The sequence below is a fragment of the Enterococcus faecalis genome (genome assembly GCF_029024925.1).
In the GTDB taxonomy this organism is placed as follows: Bacteria; Bacillota; Bacilli; order Lactobacillales; family Enterococcaceae; genus Enterococcus; species Enterococcus faecalis.
The window spans coordinates 1,276,041-1,294,136 of record NZ_CP118962.1 but is presented as its reverse complement, the minus strand read 5'-3'; the positions used below and the strand labels follow the sequence as shown (position 1 = coordinate 1,294,136).

At 36.9% G+C, this 18,096-nt stretch carries 19 protein-coding genes and 1 other annotated feature; of the genes, 5 read left to right on the top strand and 14 right to left on the bottom strand.

Going from position 1 to position 18,096, the window contains the following annotated elements:
• The first annotated feature begins 29 nt into the window (after window positions 1–29).
• On the top strand, window positions 30–563 hold the full coding sequence (locus PYW42_RS06375; protein ID WP_002360384.1) for a hypothetical protein: 534 nt from the start codon (window positions 30–32) through the stop codon (window positions 561–563).
• A 15-nt stretch (window positions 564–578) separates the two neighbouring features.
• Here the strand turns inward: PYW42_RS06375 and PYW42_RS06370 are convergent, their stop codons facing one another.
• Window positions 579–1,571, bottom strand: coding sequence for an alpha/beta hydrolase (locus tag PYW42_RS06370; RefSeq protein WP_002389103.1), 993 nt, complete (start codon window positions 1,569–1,571; stop codon window positions 579–581).
• A 145-nt stretch (window positions 1,572–1,716) separates the two neighbouring features.
• Complete coding sequence (lysA, locus tag PYW42_RS06365) at window positions 1,717–3,027, bottom strand: diaminopimelate decarboxylase (RefSeq protein WP_002360386.1); 1,311 nt, start codon at window positions 3,025–3,027, stop codon at window positions 1,717–1,719.
• A gap of 197 nt (window positions 3,028–3,224) precedes the next feature.
• Between lysA and PYW42_RS06360 the strand changes: the two genes are divergently transcribed.
• Together PYW42_RS06360 and PYW42_RS06355 are read left to right on the top strand one after the other, a co-directional pair.
• A complete protein-coding gene (locus PYW42_RS06360) occupies window positions 3,225–5,105 on the top strand; it encodes a fructose-bisphosphatase class III (protein ID WP_002380260.1) in 1,881 nt (626 codons plus the stop codon).
• Window positions 5,106–5,259: 154 nt separating this feature from the next.
• A complete protein-coding gene (locus tag PYW42_RS06355) occupies window positions 5,260–6,147 on the top strand; it encodes a serine hydrolase (RefSeq protein ID WP_002357668.1) in 888 nt (295 codons plus the stop codon).
• 110 nt (window positions 6,148–6,257) lie between these two features.
• Here the strand turns inward: PYW42_RS06355 and PYW42_RS06350 are convergent, their stop codons facing one another.
• From PYW42_RS06350 to PYW42_RS06295, 12 genes are all read right to left on the bottom strand, one after another.
• Complete coding sequence (locus PYW42_RS06350; RefSeq protein WP_002389013.1) at window positions 6,258–7,355, bottom strand: hypothetical protein; 1,098 nt, start codon at window positions 7,353–7,355, stop codon at window positions 6,258–6,260.
• Window positions 7,356–7,865: an RNA polymerase sigma factor gene (locus PYW42_RS06345; protein WP_002360391.1), complete on the bottom strand. Its 510-nt coding sequence runs from the start codon at window positions 7,863–7,865 to the stop codon at window positions 7,356–7,358.
• A gap of 138 nt (window positions 7,866–8,003) precedes the next feature.
• Complete coding sequence (locus tag PYW42_RS06340) at window positions 8,004–8,393, bottom strand: hypothetical protein (protein ID WP_002360394.1); 390 nt, start codon at window positions 8,391–8,393, stop codon at window positions 8,004–8,006.
• Window positions 8,394–8,467: 74 nt separating this feature from the next.
• Entirely contained in the window at window positions 8,468–9,103 is a 636-nt protein-coding gene (locus PYW42_RS06335) for a V-type ATP synthase subunit D (RefSeq protein WP_002357673.1), read from the bottom strand.
• Between the two features lie 4 nt (window positions 9,104–9,107).
• Window positions 9,108–10,484: a V-type ATP synthase subunit B gene (locus PYW42_RS06330; protein WP_002357674.1), complete on the bottom strand. Its 1,377-nt coding sequence runs from the start codon at window positions 10,482–10,484 to the stop codon at window positions 9,108–9,110.
• The gene (locus tag PYW42_RS06325) at window positions 10,477–12,258 is read right to left on the bottom strand and encodes a V-type ATP synthase subunit A (protein WP_002357675.1); all 1,782 of its coding nucleotides are present in this window, start codon (window positions 12,256–12,258) and stop codon (window positions 10,477–10,479) included. Before PYW42_RS06325 ends, PYW42_RS06330 begins: the two co-directional genes overlap by 8 nt.
• Before the next feature lie 17 nt (window positions 12,259–12,275).
• The gene (locus PYW42_RS06320) at window positions 12,276–12,587 is read right to left on the bottom strand and encodes a V-type ATP synthase subunit F (protein ID WP_002357676.1); all 312 of its coding nucleotides are present in this window, start codon (window positions 12,585–12,587) and stop codon (window positions 12,276–12,278) included.
• Entirely contained in the window at window positions 12,577–13,578 is a 1,002-nt protein-coding gene (locus PYW42_RS06315) for a V-type ATPase subunit (protein WP_002389115.1), read from the bottom strand. Before PYW42_RS06315 ends, PYW42_RS06320 begins: the two co-directional genes overlap by 11 nt.
• A 16-nt stretch (window positions 13,579–13,594) precedes the next feature.
• Window positions 13,595–14,176 carry a V-type ATP synthase subunit E gene (locus tag PYW42_RS06310; RefSeq protein ID WP_002389295.1) on the bottom strand — a complete coding sequence of 194 codons (582 nt, stop codon included), beginning with the start codon at window positions 14,174–14,176 and terminating at the stop codon, window positions 13,595–13,597.
• Window positions 14,177–14,192: 16 nt separating this feature from the next.
• Window positions 14,193–14,666: a V-type ATP synthase subunit K gene (locus PYW42_RS06305; protein WP_002363905.1), complete on the bottom strand. Its 474-nt coding sequence runs from the start codon at window positions 14,664–14,666 to the stop codon at window positions 14,193–14,195.
• 27 nt (window positions 14,667–14,693) lie between these two features.
• Entirely contained in the window at window positions 14,694–16,673 is a 1,980-nt protein-coding gene (locus PYW42_RS06300) for a V-type ATP synthase subunit I (protein ID WP_002389054.1), read from the bottom strand.
• On the bottom strand, window positions 16,663–16,986 hold the full coding sequence (locus tag PYW42_RS06295) for a V-type ATPase subunit F (protein ID WP_002381927.1): 324 nt from the start codon (window positions 16,984–16,986) through the stop codon (window positions 16,663–16,665). The genes PYW42_RS06300 and PYW42_RS06295 overlap by 11 nt, the downstream gene beginning before the upstream one ends.
• A 116-nt stretch (window positions 16,987–17,102) precedes the next feature.
• Window positions 17,103–17,150: a sequence feature (sodium ion sensor (DUF1646 type); this cis-regulatory element may regulate processes involved in with the transportation of sodium ions), on the bottom strand.
• Between the two features lie 208 nt (window positions 17,151–17,358).
• Here PYW42_RS06295 and nrdI point away from each other — a divergent pair.
• Window positions 17,359–17,802 (top strand): class Ib ribonucleoside-diphosphate reductase assembly flavoprotein NrdI, encoded by a 444-nt coding sequence (gene nrdI / locus PYW42_RS06290; protein WP_002389303.1) that lies wholly within the window; start codon window positions 17,359–17,361, stop codon window positions 17,800–17,802.
• Window positions 17,803–17,860: 58 nt separating this feature from the next.
• A complete protein-coding gene (locus PYW42_RS06285; protein ID WP_002357684.1) occupies window positions 17,861–18,040 on the top strand; it encodes a hypothetical protein in 180 nt (59 codons plus the stop codon).
• Window positions 18,041–18,096 lie beyond the last annotated feature (56 nt).

Here is an 18,096-nt window from a genome sequence, read left to right as displayed (position 1 = left end):
CGATTATTTCAAACACGGAGCGACAGTTTATGGAAATGTACCAAGTAATTAGATATTTTTTAAATGAAATGGAGAAAAAGATTTGGCATGCCTTGTTAACATTAGTACTTTTTTGTCTTTATATTTCCATTTTTGATGTTCCTTTTACAATTAAAAATACATTCATCGGCAGACTACTTTTCCCGAAAGCTTTTATGAATGCAGGAAGTGCGAATCTGATTTTTTATTTGATTAGTTTTTTTGGTTTTTTATGGTCAATTTTCATTTTTGCTTATCTATTGAATAAGACACGCCTCAAATTATTAAATAAAACCTTTCCTTATCTTTTGGAAATATTAGAAGTCTGTATTTTGCCTTTAGTGATTCTTTTTGCTTACATTTATATTTATTTGCGGGTCCATGGCGAAGGTTTCAGCTATATACGAGAATCTCTTTTACAGCAAGAGTTAACTTATTCAATGAAATGGTTTCTTTGCCTTGGTAGTTTGGCGCCGTTATTTTTCTTTTTAAGCACTTTAAATTTAACTAAACGAGTCAGACAAAAAAAAGACATGGAATCATGAAAATCCATGTCTTTTTTAGTCGGATATTGTTTTTACCGCAGGACAGTTTTCTTCCAAAAATTCAAAAATACTACTGTAATAATTTTCAGGTTCGTAGACACTTGAAGATAAATGTGGTGCTTTAGCAACAATGAGACCTTTTTTTATCCCCTGAGTTGCCGCTAAATTTTCTTCAAACATTGTCATTGGAACAAAGCGATCACCTGTACCGTGAATAAAGAATGTGGGCAACGTATTTTTGTGTAATTGTCTCACGGAAGAAGCGTTTTTCAATTGAAAGCCATAGTTATTTAATGCTAATTGGTTAGCAATTGTTAAAATAGGAAAAGCGGGTAAATGAAAAGATTCATGTAGGACATATTTAAATTCATCATAAACAGAAGTATAGCCACAATCCACTATTAATCCGCGGACATTCGTTGGTAACTTTTCACCACTTGCCATCATGACAGTAGCCGCTCCCATGGAACCGCCCACTAAAATAATTTCTGCTTCCATATCAATGGCAAGAACTTCACTAAGCCAACTTAATAAATCTAACCGATCCAGCCATCCCATCCCAATTTTATTCCCTGAACTTTTCCCGTGCGCACGCAAATCGGGAACTAAAACATTATAGCCTTCTTCTGCAAAACGTAATGCAGTATATGCCATATCGCGTTTTCCGTTTGAACGATAACCATGCACACAAATCGCCCAACGATGGTTATCTGGATAAGGAATAAAGCACCGTGCATACAATGTTTCATCTTTAATTTTCAACCAACGATCTTCAGCAAAAGACTCTGTCCAAAAAGCTTCGCCTTCTTGTTTTTGTTGTTCTTCTATTTTAGTATATCTTGTTTCTCGTTCTTGAAAATTATCAGGATTTAATAACCGATGCCCTTTTTTATGATACCAAGGGTTGTCTTTAAGCAACGCAATTTTCAAAAAATAATTGGCAATGTAAAAAGAAAAAACAACGCCAATTATTGCAAAAATGATCAGTAACCCGAGGAGCCATTTCATCTGCAAATCACACCCTCTTCTAAAGTATTTCCTTCTTCATTTAATATACTATGGATTTTTCATTTCTGAAAGAAATCACCCTTACATTTTGTTATTTTTTGAAAAAAAGCAGCCGTCTCAAAAAGAGGCGGCTACTTTTAATCTATCAACAATCCAACGTTGTCATATCTTCATATGTCTCACGGCGAGCAACTAATTTTGCTTGTCCATCTTCGACAAAAACCACCGCTGGTCGAGGATTTCGGTTGTAATTACTTGCCATTGAATAACCGTAAGCCCCCGTACTACTAATGGCCAATAAATCCCCTGCTTTAACTTCTGGCAATAAAATATCTCGAAGTAAGACATCTCCTGATTCGCAATATTTACCAACCACTGTGACTTTCTTGACTGAATCATGTCCCTCACGATTCGCTAGAAAACCATCATAAACTGCTTGATACAAAGCAGGCCGTATATTATCACCCATGCCACCATCTACGGAAACAAAATGACGAACACCAGGAACCTCTTTTTGCGCGCCAACTGTATAAATCGTTGTGCCCGCTTCGGCAATTAAACTGCGTCCTGGTTCAATCCAAAGCTCAGGCAGTGGATACCCTAATTGTTCACAATGACCTTTCAAGGAATAAACAATTTTTTCAACAAATGTTGCTGGTGCTAATGGCTCATCTTGCTGCGTGTACTGCACACCAAAACCACCACCCATATTTAAAACACGTGCTGTAAATTGATGGACTTGCCGCCAGTCTTCTAAAATAGTGAACATTTTTTCAACAGCAGCTAAAAATCCTTCCACAGCAAAAATTTGCGAGCCAATATGGCAATGGACCCCTTGCACATCAAAAGAGGGATTTGATAAAAGGCGAACAAGCGCTTCTGTTGCCTGGCCACTTGCAACATCAAAACCAAATTTTGAATCTTCTTGGCCTGTCAAAATGTAATCATGTGTTTCTGCATCCACGCCAGGACTCACTCGAAAAAGAACTTTTTGTGTTTGGTTTCGTGTAGCTAATAATTCTTCCAACAAGTCAATTTCGTAAAAATTATCAATGACAATTGTACCTATTTTGTTATCCAAAGCATAACGTAATTCTTCAGGGGTTTTATTATTTCCATGGAACTCAATTTCCGCTGGCTCCATGCCCCCTTTTAAAGCTGTGAATAGTTCTCCACCAGAGACAACATCACAAGCAATATCTTCTTCCTTTAACACTTGATAAATAGCTAAACAACTAAATGCTTTACTTGCATAAACCACTTTATTTTTGATACCTAATTGATTTAACGTTTGTTTAAAACCACGTGCTTGTGCGCGAATATGAGCGACATCATAGACAAATAACGGCGTCCCGAATTTTTGCGCCAACTTTACGGTGTCACAACCACCGATTTCTAAATGATTTTCCCGATTCATTTTTGCTGTACCAAATAACATGTTTTCCCGCCCCTTCATTTTGTTTTATTAAAAATCATAGCATAAAACCCAGTAGCTTCCTATAATTTTCCACATTTTTCTCTGACTTTCTCCTGTTGCTTTTTTTCGCCAAATAGCCTACAATAATTGGCATACGAATAAAAAACCTTTATTATCAAGACTTTAAACTTTTAAATTAAAATTGGTATATACGAAAAAGAAAGAAGGCAGATGACTTGGCTACACTGAACCGCGATCAACAAATTGAAGAAATTATTAATTTGGAAGCAATTTTGAATTTACCGAAAGGAACAGAACATTTTGTCAGTGATTTACATGGTGAATTTGAAGCTTTTGACCATATTTTAAGAAATGGTTCTGGGCGAATCCGAGAAAAAGTTCAATTTTTATTTAAACAAGAATTAAATGCCCATCAGATGGACGAGCTTTGTTTTATTATCTACTATCCAGAAGAAAAATTAACACTTTTAGAAAATGAAAGCGCCCTCTCTTATGAATGGTGGCTATTAACGATTCGCCGTCTGGTTGAAATCGTCCGTTCTTCTTCGATGAAGTACACACGTTCTAAAGTTCGCAAAGCCCTTCCTGAAACCTATGGGTATATTCTCGAAGAATTGATTTATCAATATGATGAAACAACAACCAAAAACGGTTACTATCAACAAATTATTGAAAAAATTATTTTACTAGGTGAAGCCAAACGTTTCGTGACAGAATTAGCTTATCTAATCCAACGTCTGATTATCGATCACCTACATGTTATTGGGGATATCTATGACCGGGGGCCAGCACCAGATAAAATTATGGACCGATTAATGTCCTATCACTCCTTGGATATTCAACTAGGCAATCACGATATGATTTGGCTGGCTGCTTATAGTGGTTCACTGGCTTGTTTAGCCAATGTAGTACGTATTTGTGCTCGCTATGGAAATTTAGATTTGTTAGAAGAACGTTATGCTATCGATTTAACCGCCTTAAAAAAATTTAGTTTAGAAACATATAAAGAAAATCCTGCTTTTGAACCCAAGAAAAATCCCTATCGTGCGTTAACTGAAGATGAAAAACAAGTAGCGATGCGTGTGCAACAAGCCATTGCCATTATTCAAGAAAAACTAGAAGGGCAAATTATTGGTCGACGCCCTGATTTTAACTTGGCACATCGGCTACGCTTAGATAAGATTCAAGGGGAAACTATTACTTTTGACGAATGTCGTTATACATTAATTAACAGCTGTTTCCAAACCGTTTCTGAAGAGCAGCCTTACCAATTAACACGTGAGGAAAAACAGATAATTGATGATTTATTAACGCAATTTCAGTCTTCGCCGCGGTTAACAAAACACATGCGCTTTCTAATGGAAAAAGCTTCTCTTTACCTTGTGTATAATCAAAATTTATTGATCCACGGCTGTCTTCCCTTGAATGCGGACGGTACTTTTCAAGCTTACACATTTAAAGGCCACTCCTATTCAGGAAAAGCTTTAGTTGACTTCTTTCAGGAAATGTTAGAAGAAGCTTACGCTCAGCCTGCTAGTACAGATGACTATGCGACAGATTGTTTATGGTATCTTTGGTGTGGCGAAGGTTCCTCATTATTTGGCAAACGAGCTATGAAAACCTTCGAGCGTTATTTTCTCGCTGAAAAAGAAACACATTACGAAGAAAAGAATCCTTATTACTCTTTGCGTGATACGGTTGAAGTTTGTGAAAGAATCCTAGATGAATTTGAAGTGACTGGTGAAAATCGACATATCATTAATGGCCATACACCAGTTAAACGAACAAAAGGCGAATCGCCAATCAAAGCAAATGGCACGCTTCTCGTAATTGACGGCGGCTTTTCAAAATCTTATCAGACAATTACTGGAATTGCTGGTTATACATTGTTGTACAACTCGTTTGGTTTACAACTGACCGCGCATAAATCTTTTTCTAGTAAAGAAACAGCCATTTTAAATAATCAAGACATTCATTCCATCAAACAAGTCATCGATCGTCCCTTACAGCGGCTATTGGTGAAAGATACCACTATCGGCAAAGAGCTATTAAAGCAATCGCAAGCACTCCAAAAACAAATGAAACAAAACCAGTAGTGCCGTTAAAAAGACGCTTGCGCTCTTATCCGAAAAATGATTAAATGGAGGAGTTGAGAAAAATATCTATTAGAGAAACGGAAAGGGTTTTACATTGAAGAAACAGCAACTCTCACTTTACGGCATCATTTTCTTTCTTTGCTTTTTCCTAATTGTGGGCTTCTTCTTCTCAAGTCGTGGCGAAGATTATGCCAAAGAATCTGAACAAAAAGTTACAATTGATTCCGCCAAACATGAGAAGCATACGAAAGACAAGGAAGAAAATAATTCAGCAAATACAGTATTTTTTGATAAAATAAATGACCTGCTCGTCGCTTCTGTCAAAGAATTTGAAGGAACGGTCGGGATTAGTTATTTGGATTTAGAAACTGGCGAACAGCGTTCCGTGAATGGCCAACATGAATTTTATACAGCTAGTACTATTAAGGTGCCACTGACGATGTTAGTCGCTGACACGGTTGCTTCTGGTCAAAAAAAATGGACAGACCTGATTCCCTATAACGCCGAAGAAGATTATGAAGAAGGAACTGGGATCATTGCCTATAATATCCAACCAGAATATCCATTAAAAACGTTACAAGAATATGCCATCACCTATTCTGATAATATCGCTAAAAATATGCTCTATGACACATTGGGTGGTGATGCAAAAGCAAAACGAGAAATGTATCAGCGTTATTTGCACAAGACACCTTCGATTGAAGAGCCACAATTTTCTTCTGAAGATGCGCTTGTTATTCTACAAAAATTATATACTGAAAAAGCAACAAAACCAGATTACCAAGCGATTTATGATTCTATGAAACAAAGTGTTTTCCATGAAAGAATGGAAACTCCCACAACTCAAGGAAAAGTTGCTCATAAAATTGGTTCCTATGATGAATTTATTCATGATATGGGGATTTTAGAAACACCTCATCCCTTTGCTTTAGCAATTTTTACTAAAGGACCTGATAATGCTAAGAGTGCTGCGTTTATTGCTTCAGTGACAGATAAGCTATGGCAATTACAGGTGTCTGAATATCCTAATGATAACCATTGATAATGAAAATAAAAGCATCTTTTTTTAATGACAACGCTCAATAAAAAAGATGCTTTTTTTAGTAGTTATATTAATTAAAATATTTGTATTTCCCATAACCTTTTTAGCAATTATTTCTGAGTATTTTTTAACTCCAACGAACCTAATTCTTTTCCTGCTGCATCATCTTCATAAGAATTTCTAACGATTACTTTATATAATGACTTATGATCCAAACTACTTAAGTCAAAAGAAATGTTAATTGTAGCATCTTCCCCTTTATTAAAGCCACTACCAATTTGACGTGCAATAGGTATCTCAAGACCGTTTTTATAAACTGAAATTAGAATATCACGACTTTTTTTATTTTTTTCTGGATTTGGAACATCCATAATCAGCGTAGTTTGAAGCGCATCACTTTGGGCCTTAATATTTTTAATTTTTTTCACGTTTTTAATGCTAGGTATCGTTTCTTTCATAATGGGTTGGTAAGGAATTTTAAACGTCCAATCGCCTTGATACTCTAATGCATTCTCAACACTAAAAGATCGGCTACTTGCTTTGATTGCTTCTTTTAATTCATTATCATGCTGTTCTTGATCTTCCCAAGCTAATCGGTAGATATGAAGCGTTAATTGATCTTGACTAACAAGTTTTTGCTTATTGAAAGTTGAAATCACTGAACCATAAAAAACATCCTTCTCGATTCTATATAACGATGTTGAACTTACACCCCCAAATAAATCTTCTTTGCTTCCTTCTCTAAATAACCCTAGTTGAATATCTTGAGAATAATTATTTCTAGCGATTTTTTTCTGTAATAACTCTTTTAATTTCTGATCTTTAATCTTAAATTGATAATCAAACGCCATTTTATTTTTTGTCGATACAAATTTTGTTAATACGATTTCTCGCTCATTTTGTACACTCCGCAATTCTAGTTTTGTTGGAACACCAGAAGATTCTACTGTTTGAACACCGGTATCTTGACTAATCCCCAATACCTCTTCTATGGCACGTCCAATGGGTGTTTTTACTATCAAAGTAAAAGTGGTAGCAATACTAATTAGCCCTATAATTAAATGTTTACGCGATATCTTTTTCTTTGGCTGTCTGTATTGTTTTATTTCTCCCATTAATATCTTAGTTCTTTGTGTGTTTAAACGTTCCACTGTTTCTAAAGGCATCTTTTTTTCATATTTTAATATATCACTTTGTTTTCTATCCATTTACCATGTCTCCTTTAAATATGTCCTTAATTTTTTTCGACCACGAGAAAGACGAATTTTGATGGTATTTGTTGAAACATCAAGTTGCTGAGCGATTTCTTTTATACTAAGGCCAACATAATAGTACATAACTAGCGGAACGCGATAATTATCAGGTAATTTATGTAATCCTTTATCCAAATCATATAAATCATCAAAAGCAGGAACAGGAGAATAAGTATCCATCCAGTGAGTTGTTTTCTGCTTTTCTCTAAAAATATTTTGAACTTGGTTTAACATTATTTTAAAAATCCATGAATTAAACGCATATTCATTTTTTAATGTTGTTATTTTTTCCCATGCACATAGTTCAGTTTCTTGTAAACAATCAGCAACGTCGACTTCGTTTAATAGCATTTTATATGCAGCATTGTATAAAACTGTTTCATATTTTTGACAAAGGTGAACAAATGCTTGTCCATCTCCTTTTTTTGCTTTCTGAACTAATTTTTTTGTTGAAATTTTATCCATAAAACACCTCTTTTCATTTAACTAACTATTAGACGTTAAGTATCTGTAAAAGGTTTCATATTTTTATAAAAAAAATATCTGGGACAAAAGTCATTTTGACTACTGTCCCAGATACTAAAATTCACAATGAGTAGCTGGCTACTTTACAGACAACAACTTCGTAAAACGTTCTGCCAACATTTGGTGGGCATCAATTTTTTTGGTTCCTTGTGCTTTTGCTACAAAACTAGCAAAGTTTAAGCCAGCCCCAAATAGTTGTAACGCACCGTTGCCTAAATCTCCCTTTTTAAGGGCTTCAAGCCCATCTTCGATAAACTGGTTACTTTCATCTAAATGACACTCAGGAAGATATTTCACGCCGTGATGATATCGTTTTACATTCAGAATGATTTGCTTCGCGGCTTCTTCTGAAATAGCCGCTCCCAAGTTTAACAGTAGCTCATTGATTGGTTCCACCAAGCGAGCATAGTCACTTTCGTATTTTTGACAATTCAGTGCAATCGCTTTGCGGCGTTCTTCATTTTTCATTTTTTCCACTCCCTTTTTTATTAAAAACGAGCACGAAAGCTACCAACTGGCTTCGCACTCGTTCTTTCTAACCATTAATTTTCTTTGTTCATGCTTTTAATTTTAATTAGACGTGTAATTTCGCCACGTTCATTTTCTTCTAATTTCATTTGAATGTAGTAAATTGTTTCTTCTAATTGTGGAATCGTCATATACTCTAAGGCGTTGACACGACGACGCGTTTTTTCAATTTCTTTTGATAATAATTGGCACGTCTTTTCAACATTTGCAAGTGCTAATAATTTCGGTAAAATGCTTGAAATTTTAGCAAAAGCTTGATCAAGCTCGCTGTTTGAATTCACGTAGCCATAATCTAAGGGTGCTTCTTGAACAGATTCATCGTAATCAAAAATCATTTTAGGAACTGGCACACTTAAGATGTTCTGTTCAATAATTTCTAATTCAACTTTTTCGGCTGGAATTGCCACTAACTCTTCAATAAAGGCTTCGTTCAACGTTGCGTTTGCCAATACAAAATTTGATAACGCATCCGTCACTTCTTGTTCAACCTGAATACGTAACTCATTGTTTTCTTTGACTAGCGCAATAAACCGTCGCATCAATTCATCTTGTTTGTCTTTCAGCAACTTATGACCTCTCGTGGCCGTAGTTAACTGCTTTTTCAATCGGGAAAGTTCCATACGGGTTGGATTAACATTTAATCGAGCCATTTTTCTACTTCCCTTCAGTTAAATATTGATCGAGCATATCCTCTTTAATTCGTTTTAGTTCTGTTCTCGGTAGCATACTTAATAGTTCCCACCCAAGATCTAACGTTTCTTCAATCGAACGGTTTGTATCGAATCCTTGATTGACATATTCTTCTTCAAAACGTTGGGCAAAAGCTGCGTAAATTTTATCGACATCGGAAAGAGCTGATTCTCCTAAAATGACAGCTAATTCTTTGGCTTGTTTCCCTTGTGCATAGGCTGAGAACAATTGATTCATCGTTGCTGCATGATCCCCGCGCGTTTTGCCTTCGCCAGTTCCTTTGTCTTTGAGACGGGAAAGTGATGGCAATACATCAATTGGTGGTTGGATACCGCTCTTATATAGTTCCCGGGACAAGATAATTTGCCCTTCCGTAATATAGCCAGTTAAATCGGGAATTGGATGTGTTTTATCCTCCTCTGGCATTGTTAAAATAGGAATCTGTGTTACGGAACCTTTTGAGCCACGAATTCGGCCTGCCCGTTCATACAACGTTGCTAAGTTCGTGTAAAGATAACCTGGGTAACCACGACGTCCTGGAACTTCACGGCGTGCTGCTGAAATTTCTCGCAACGCTTCGCAATAATTGGTCATATCCGTCATGATAACTAAGACATGCATGCCCTTTTCATAAGCTAAATATTCAGCGGCTGTCAAAGCCATTCTAGGTGTTGCAATCCGCTCAATGGCTGGATCATTCGCTAAGTTCATAAACAAGACTGAACGATCAATTGCGCCTGTTTGACGGAAATCTTCCATAAAATATTCCGCTTCTTCAAAGGTAATCCCAATGGCCGCAAAAACTACGGCAAATTCTTCTTCACTATTTAACACGTTGGCTTGTCTGGCAATTTGTGCCGCTAATTCTTTATGAGGTAAGCCAGATGCTGAAAAAACAGGTAATTTTTGACCACGAACTAAGGTATTTAAATGGTCAATCGCTGAAATTCCTGTTTGGATGAACTCATCGGGATAATCACGAGCAACTGGATTGATAACTTCGCCGTTAATATCTAATTTTTTCTCAGGTAATAATTCTGGTCCATTATCTTTTAAGCGACCTAAGCCGTCAAAAACGCGCCCCATCATATCTGGCGAAACCCCTAATTCTAAAGGATGTCCCAGAAAGCGAACTTTTGAATCACGAATATTGATGTTACTCGTTCCTTCAAAAATTTGGACCATCGCTTTATCTCCATTGATTTCTAAAACTTGCCCTTGGCGAATTTCGCCATTTTGCATGCGTACTTCAATTAATTCTTCGTACTTTACGCCTGCCACTTTTTCAACAATCATCAGAGGACCAACGACTTCATTGATTGTGCGATATTCTTTAATCATTCGTCATTCCTCCTTCAGCAATGATTTCTTTTATCGTTGTTTTAATTTCTGCTTGTAAACGATCCAATTTTTCTAATTCTTCTTCTGGTAAATACTTGCTACGAGCAATGCGATCACGGATTTCAACTGTTCCCGCCATTAACTCAGAGAAATAAGTGCCTAAACTTAAGGCTTTTTGACCTTCTTCACCAAAAGTTAGAATCAATTGTAACATTTTCGCTTGTTTGGTTCGAGAAGTGAACGTATCCACGTCATCAAAAGCATTTTGTTGCAAATAGTCTTCCCGTAATGATTTGGCTGTTTCCAACGTTAAACGGTCTTTATCCGACAAGGAATCAATCCCAACCAAGCGAACAATTTCTTCCAGTTGAGATTCTTCTTGTAAAATCCGCATCCCTTCAGCTACCATAGCGGCCCAGTTTCCTTGCAATTCCAAGTCTAAATATTGCCCTACTTCTGTGGAGTAAAGAGAATAACTTTGCAACCAGTTAATAGAAGGAAAATGACGTTTTTGTGCTAATTGAGAATCTAAGCCCCAGAATACTTTAACAACGCGTAACGTATTTTGTGTGACAGGTTCTGATATGTCCCCACCAGATGGCGAAACCGCACTAATCGCCGTAATGCTTCCTTCACGATGATCTTTTCCTAACGCGATGACTTGTCCTGCTCGTTCATAATATTCAGCTAAGCGACTACCTAAATAGGCTGGATAGCCTTCATCACCAGGCATTTCTTCTAACCGACCACTCATTTCTCGTAACGCTTCTGCCCAACGAGAAGTAGAATCCGCCATAATTGCGACTGAGTAACCCATATCACGGAAATATTCTGCAATGGTAATCCCTGTATAAATCGAGGCTTCCCGTGCCGCTACCGGCATATTTGACGTATTCGCAATTAAAATCGTCCGATTCATCAAAGACTCACCAGTTGTTGGATCAATTAATTCTGGAAATTCATTTAAAACATCTGTCATTTCATTCCCGCGTTCCCCACAACCAACGTAAACGACTAAGTCGACATCGGCCCACTTGGCAATTTGGTGCTGAACGACTGTTTTTCCAGCGCCAAATGGTCCTGGAACTGCTGCCGCTCCGCCTTTCGTAATTGGGAAAAAGGTATCAATTACGCGTTGTCCGGTCACCATCGGTACTTTGGGACTTAGTTTTTCTAAAATGGGACGTCCCCGCCGAACGGGCCATTTTTGCATCATGCTAAAACTTTCCGTTCCTTTAGCCGTTTTCACTGAGTAAACTGTTTCATCAATGGCAAAGTCACCTGCTTTAATTTCGGCAATCGTTCCTGAAACGCCGAAAGGCACCATAATTTTATGTTGAATAATCGGTGTTTCTTGAACCACACCGACGATGTCACCTGCCGACACTTCTTCACCAACTGCCACAGTTGGTTCAAACGTCCATTTTTTCTCACGATCTAACGCATCAATTTTAACGCCACGGCCTAAAAAGTTACTGTGGGTTACTTCTTGAAATGTATCCAATGGTCGTTGAATACCATCAAACATTTCGGCAATTAAACCTGGGGCTAATTCAACAGATAATGGTTCTCCTGTTGAAATAACTGGTTCTCCTGGTCCAATGCCTGTTGTTTCTTCATATACTTGAATCGAAGCGACGTCGCCTCGCATTTCAATAATCTCTCCGATAACGCCTAAATCTCCTACATGACAAATGTCTTGGATACTAGCATCTGACATGTTTTCAGCTAAAATCAAAGGACCTGAAACTTTGACAATTTTTCCAATTTGCACGCTCATTCTCCTTTGCATTATAAAATATTTTGTCCAATTGCTTTTTCAACATTTTTTTCAATCTCACTTAAACCGATTCCGATTGTACCATTATGACTTGGGATTAAAATAATCGCTGGTGTCACTTGTTCTTTGTATCGTTCAATCGTTTCTTCTGCTAAAGTAGAGGCTTCTTCCGTTATGAAAATGACCCCAAACTTATTTTTTGCCATAGTTTCAATGGCTTCTCTAACTTGCATTTCTGAAATGGCATGATGGACCTCAAAGCCAAACAGTTTAAATGGTAAGATTGAATTTTTGTCTCCAATGACACCAATTTTATACCCCATTGACTTTTCGCATCCTTTCTCGAATTTTTTCATTTGAAAACCCACTATGTTTTCCGACCAAAATTAAACGCAAATTTTTCCATTCAACTTCTTTCGCATTCAAAAAGGCTAGTAATGGGAGCGGCCCAAAAGCAACCGTCCGACCGTTTTCATACATTGAGGTCAGGTAATCATCTTTGAGTTTTTCAAAAGCCAATAAATTTAATTCATTGGTTTCTTTATTGATAATCTTTTCTAATAGTTGTCCGTAATTCGTTGTTCTGACAAATGCTGTAAATTCTACAAGTGACTTTTCCGCATAGGTCAACAGTTCTTTCTTTGAGAGACTGCCAGCGCTAGAAATCACGGTTGATAAAAAGTTACTGTTTTGATGTTGAACAATCCCTCTAGCCATCGTTGATAGATTGGTTAAATCAATAAAAGCGATGACTTCCTTCGTTAACTCTTCATAGCCCAATTCATCCGCCAATTTTCGTTGTTGCTTTAAAAATGCTCGATCATAAAGGATATCAATTGCTTGCGGCAAACCGCCCTCTTCCAGATAGGCAAAAACATCACGGATCACTTCTAATAATGCTGGCTCAAGTTCGGAAGAGTTTTTTGTATGAATGGCACTTTTGACTTTGTTTAGAGAATAACGACCATCTTCTAAATAAAGATAATCAAAATCTTTACCTGTTCGCTCAGCTTTCGTCAAAATTTTCAAGTTATGGAAGGTAAAACGCATCGTATACAACGTTACTACAGCTGGTTCTGGAGCCATTTCATATAACCAGCGATAAAGACTTCCCAGCGCTTCAGAAGAATGGTAGTCAAATTTTTCTTCAAAAGTTTCGGTTAAATAAGGTTGATAAACCGTACTTTTTAACATATTTTTAACGTCTTCAACTGTTTCCGCTTCTAAAAGTTGTTGAAACTGTTGCTCAGAAAGCAGCTCCGTTTCTTTTAAACGAATCAGCGGATTAATTTGATGATACGTTGGTTTTCTCATTCTACGTCCTCCCTTCTTAACTGAAAAGTTTTTCTGCTACTTTAAAGCCTTCTGTTTTTTGAATCTCTTCAACTAATGCTGAAAAGAGAAAATTATAATCCAAACCGTCTTTTGCAACAATAAAGCCACTTTCTTTTGGAACAACTTCCTCTGAAAGTTCCCATTGAACAGTAGCATCAGAAAGAGCGGTCAGCCATTCTTGCGTCACTTTCGTTTGAGAATACTCACCTAAAAGAATGGTCGCTTTTCCTGTTAATTCAAGTGAACCTAATTGTGCTTTCATGAATTCTTGAAATTCTTTCGCTGACCATTCACTCATCTTTAAGACCACTTCGTCAAATAATTGGTTAAGATATGCTTGTTTTTTATTTAATGCATCCTGACGAATTTCTAGTGTTTGCCGTTGTTGGCGTTGTTTAAATTCTTTTAATAATTGTTGTTGTCGTTTTTCTATTTCATGTTCTTGCTTCAGCAAAATTTCTTGTTGTGCTGCTTGGAATTCTTGATCGATGCGCGTTTGTTCACTGGTGACATAGGCTTCGACTTCTTGCTTTCCTTGTTGCTTAATTTCACTGATGATTTTTTCAATGGCATCCATCCATCTGCCTCCTCAATTATTTGACGTTCAATACAAGTAAGAAGGAAATTACGAACCCTAAGATGGCATAAGTTTCAACCATGGCAGCATAGATAATTCCTTTTGTTGCATGTTCTGGTTTCTTCGCTAAAATTTGGATCCCCGCAGCGGCTACACGACCTTGGGCAATCCCAGAGAACAATCCTGCAAAAGCAATTGGTAAAGCTGCTACAAAATAGTTCAATCCTTGAACCATACTCATATCGTTTCCTAAGTTAATATAAATTAAGAAAGCAATAACGAAACCGTATAGTCCTTGTGTACCTGGTAATAACTGTAAAATTAACGCTTGACCAAATTTTTCTGGCTGCTCCGTCGTTAAAGCTGCTGCTGCTTCCCCAGTAAAGCCAACCCCTTTGGCTGATCCAATCCCAGCAAAAATTGTCGCCATCGCCATTCCTAATACTGCAAAAACAATTCCACCATTATTATTAATTAAGTAATCCATCATCTCTATTTTCCTCCAATAAATAATTTTCTATTTTTTCTCAACATTGACATACTTTTCTTTTGTTTTTAGCGGATTAAACGCCCGGCCACCGCCTGTGTAAAATTTTCCAAAGAACTCAACATATTGCAAACGTGCGCCATGAACATAAGCACCTAATAACGATAAGAATATGTTTAACGCATGTAAAACAATTAACAGCAAGATGCCCACGCTAAAACGGGCAACTGGCGGCATGAACTCTACGAGCATATTAAACGCTGAAGCAATACTTCCCCCAGCAATTCCTAACGCCATCAAACGTGTATAACTAACTAAATCACCGACATAACCTGTCACACCGTATAGTCCATACAGTCCTTTGGCTAAGCCTTTTAATTTGGCCTTCGATTGAATCATTGGAATCACAATAATTGCAATGGCAGAAAGGCTAGCTAAAATCGCACCTGCTGTAAATAAGCCTTCATTTTTAACCACTAATTTACCAACGACTAACAATGCTAAACCAAACAAAATCCCTAACCAAGCGTAACTTTCGTTAATACTATCTAAATAGCGCTTTTGTTTTGATAACTGAATCCCATTAATCATTAAACCGACAACCAATTGGATAAACCCAAAAATAACCGATAAAATAAGAATCGTATTTACATCTTCGGTCGTTGATAAAATCGGAAATGGTGATTTGATCCCAAACATTGTTGGCGGTAATGCTGCACCGAAAAACGAACCGTAAATGAAGCCCCAAATAATTGTTGGAAATGATAAAATCAAGAAAAAGTCGGCAAAACGTTTCATGCCTCTCGGTAAAACAAATGCTTTCAGAGCAATAATAGACAAGAGTAGCATCAGTAAGCCATAGCCAATATCCGCTACCATCATGCCAAAAAAGACTAGATAAAACGGCATCATCGCAGGTGTCGGATCAACTTCTTCATATTTTGGTAAGCTATACATCTCTGTTAACATTTCAAACGGCTGCACCAATTTATTATTCGCTAGTTTAACTGGTATATCTGTCTCAATTTCCGCCTTCGTAGGATTTTCAAAAGTAAGAGCTATTTCGTCCTTAGGAACTTTTTCTTCAATCGCTGTCAAAATCTCGGCTTTTTCTTCGACTGGAATCCACGTTTGCAAGATGAAAAATGATGAAGCATTTAACAAATGTTGACGTGCTTGTTCTCTTTGGATAACCGCCAATAAGACTTCTTCAGCCAAGCAAAACGATTCATAAAAATCATGATAAGAAGCCAGTTGTTGCTTTAAGATTTTTTCTTCTTTTTGTAAAATTTCATATCGTTCTTTGACTTGTTGATATGCCTCTTTAGGCGGAACATCATAACGGTATTGGAGTGGTTCAAAACTATATTGGTTTAATAACTCGGTTACACTCTGCTGATGTTCCTTCAGGTAAACGAGTGTAAAGTAACTATGATGCATACTTTGATAAATTTCTTCAAAATAAACCGTTGGCCATTGAGACAAAGCGCTCAAGAAACTGGCTTTATTGGCTAGATTTATCGAACCATGAACGACATAACTACTTTTTAACTGCTGTTTGTGCGGTAGAACATCCAGATATTGCCAGCGGCCTAATAATTCTTCTTCTGCTTCTAATCCTTGACGATCCGTTTGAATTTGTTTCAAAGATTCTTGAATATTCTTTAATTCCGTCAAATAGCTTTGTAATGTTTCTTCATCAAAGGTTTGTTCCAACTCTTCTAAGGTATAGACTTTTCTTTTTATCTTTAAGCCTTTTCCTGAAGAGCGTGTCAAAAACAAAAGAAGCTCTTGCAATTGTTGTAGCATCGTTTCATATTTACGTAGCTGTTCAGTTGACTGTTCTGCTTGTAAAAAAGAATATTGACTCTTTATGGCTTGTTCTTCTTCAGGCGAATGAAAAATCCGTTTTACTTCGACAATTTGCAAGCCTTGAATGGCTTGTAGAATTGCTGCTTCTTTTTCGGCAGCGGCAATTATTGTCATTTTTTCCATTTTACTAACTGCCATAAACGTCTTTCACCCTCTCAATAATTGAATCAATGACTTGTTCTTTGTTCGCTTCATAACGTTCGTGAAGCGCTTGTTCAGTGCGCTTTGTTTCATCTAAAAGTTGTTCTTTTTCAAGTTGTAACATCTTTTCTTGCGTTGCTAGTGAATCCGTCAGCACTTTTTCAACAGCTTCTTCACTCTCTTGACGTAGTTCAGCTAAACGTTCTTGCTTCTGCTCTTCATATAAACGACAATTCATCTTAGCTTGTTGCCGATGCTCTTCCACCGCATCTTCCGCTGCCTTGATTTGCTCTAGTACTTCTTGTACCATTGTCTCCACCTCCTTAGTTTTTACACCTTTAGCATATAAGAAAAAGGACTAGCGAAATAGAGATACGCTCAGCCCTTTTGTTTTAGGTATGCAAAAAGGCGCAAACTCAAAAATTGTTCTTCTCACCCCTTGAAGAACTGAATCCTTGAAGCTTTCGCCCAACCATTCTTTATTCAATACTCTACCATCTTAGCAAAGTTTTTCGCAAAATTCAATACTTACCCAAATGAATTAAAATAACAAATTTTCACTTTTATAATAGGTAATAAAAAGGCATTATTTTTTTCGCTTTATAATTATTGATCTTGAATTTTTTTCACATAGATGTGCTATACTTACGTAAACAATTAAATTTATTTGGAGGGATCTCTGATGAATATACGATATATTTCAATCTCTGGTAATACACGCTCATTTGTTCAACGTTTAACAACTTATGCTGAAGAGCAACATCAGCAAAACGAAAAAAATCCTACGATTACTTTCAAAGAAATTTCGGAAAATTCTCCGTTAGAAGTAGAAACAGAACCATTTTTTACCTTTGTGCCTACCTATTTAGATGGTGGCGATGGCATCAACAACGGCAATACCGAAATTTTAACAGAAGTCATGCGAGAATATCTTGCTTTTGAAAATAATTATCGTTATTGCTCTGGCGTGGTGGGCAGCGGCAATAAAAACTTTAACCACCAATACTGCCTGACAGCTAAACAGTATGCGGAACAATTTAACTTCCCCTTCTTAGCTGACTATGAATTAAGAGGTACCCAAGCGGATATTGAACGAATTTATGCTATTTTAAAGGAAAACCAATAAGCAAGTTTCATTACTAAAAAGCTCACCTATGATAGACTACATTTTGAGGTGAAGAAAAATGAGAAATACATGGTTAGCAGAACAACTTCAGTCAATCAGCGAAGAACCCAACTCTTTTATTATCGAGGAAACCATCAAATATATTGAACAATTAGAAGATGATAATGAAAGTCTTCAAGTTGCATTGGAAGGAACCATTTGGAGTCCTAAAAAATGGAACGAACCATTGGAAAAATAATTTAAACAGAAGAAAAGAGCCAGAAACGTAAGTGTTTCTGGCTCTTTTCTTCTGTT

What these genes read in the sequence shown, in the direction of transcription:
- PYW42_RS06375 (WP_002360384.1), top strand. Translation starts at nt 30, where the DNA reads ATGGAAATGTACCAAGTAATTAGATATTTTTTAAATGAAATGGAGAAA.
- PYW42_RS06370 (WP_002389103.1), bottom strand. Translation starts at nt 1,571, where the DNA reads ATGAAATGGCTCCTCGGGTTACTGATCATTTTTGCAATAATTGGCGTT.
- lysA (WP_002360386.1), bottom strand. Translation starts at nt 3,027, where the DNA reads ATGAAGGGGCGGGAAAACATGTTATTTGGTACAGCAAAAATGAATCGG.
- PYW42_RS06350 (WP_002389013.1), bottom strand. Translation starts at nt 7,355, where the DNA reads ATGGATAGAAAACAAAGTGATATATTAAAATATGAAAAAAAGATGCCT.
- PYW42_RS06345 (WP_002360391.1), bottom strand. Translation starts at nt 7,865, where the DNA reads ATGGATAAAATTTCAACAAAAAAATTAGTTCAGAAAGCAAAAAAAGGA.
- PYW42_RS06340 (WP_002360394.1), bottom strand. Translation starts at nt 8,393, where the DNA reads ATGAAAAATGAAGAACGCCGCAAAGCGATTGCACTGAATTGTCAAAAA.
- PYW42_RS06335 (WP_002357673.1), bottom strand. Translation starts at nt 9,103, where the DNA reads ATGGCTCGATTAAATGTTAATCCAACCCGTATGGAACTTTCCCGATTG.
- PYW42_RS06330 (WP_002357674.1), bottom strand. Translation starts at nt 10,484, where the DNA reads ATGATTAAAGAATATCGCACAATCAATGAAGTCGTTGGTCCTCTGATG.
- PYW42_RS06320 (WP_002357676.1), bottom strand. Translation starts at nt 12,587, where the DNA reads ATGGGGTATAAAATTGGTGTCATTGGAGACAAAAATTCAATCTTACCA.
- PYW42_RS06315 (WP_002389115.1), bottom strand. Translation starts at nt 13,578, where the DNA reads ATGAGAAAACCAACGTATCATCAAATTAATCCGCTGATTCGTTTAAAA.
- PYW42_RS06310 (WP_002389295.1), bottom strand. Translation starts at nt 14,176, where the DNA reads ATGGATGCCATTGAAAAAATCATCAGTGAAATTAAGCAACAAGGAAAG.
- PYW42_RS06305 (WP_002363905.1), bottom strand. Translation starts at nt 14,666, where the DNA reads ATGATGGATTACTTAATTAATAATAATGGTGGAATTGTTTTTGCAGTA.
- PYW42_RS06300 (WP_002389054.1), bottom strand. Translation starts at nt 16,673, where the DNA reads ATGGCAGTTAGTAAAATGGAAAAAATGACAATAATTGCCGCTGCCGAA.
- PYW42_RS06295 (WP_002381927.1), bottom strand. Translation starts at nt 16,986, where the DNA reads ATGGTACAAGAAGTACTAGAGCAAATCAAGGCAGCGGAAGATGCGGTG.
- nrdI (WP_002389303.1), top strand. Translation starts at nt 17,359, where the DNA reads ATGAATATACGATATATTTCAATCTCTGGTAATACACGCTCATTTGTT.
- PYW42_RS06285 (WP_002357684.1), top strand. Translation starts at nt 17,861, where the DNA reads ATGAGAAATACATGGTTAGCAGAACAACTTCAGTCAATCAGCGAAGAA.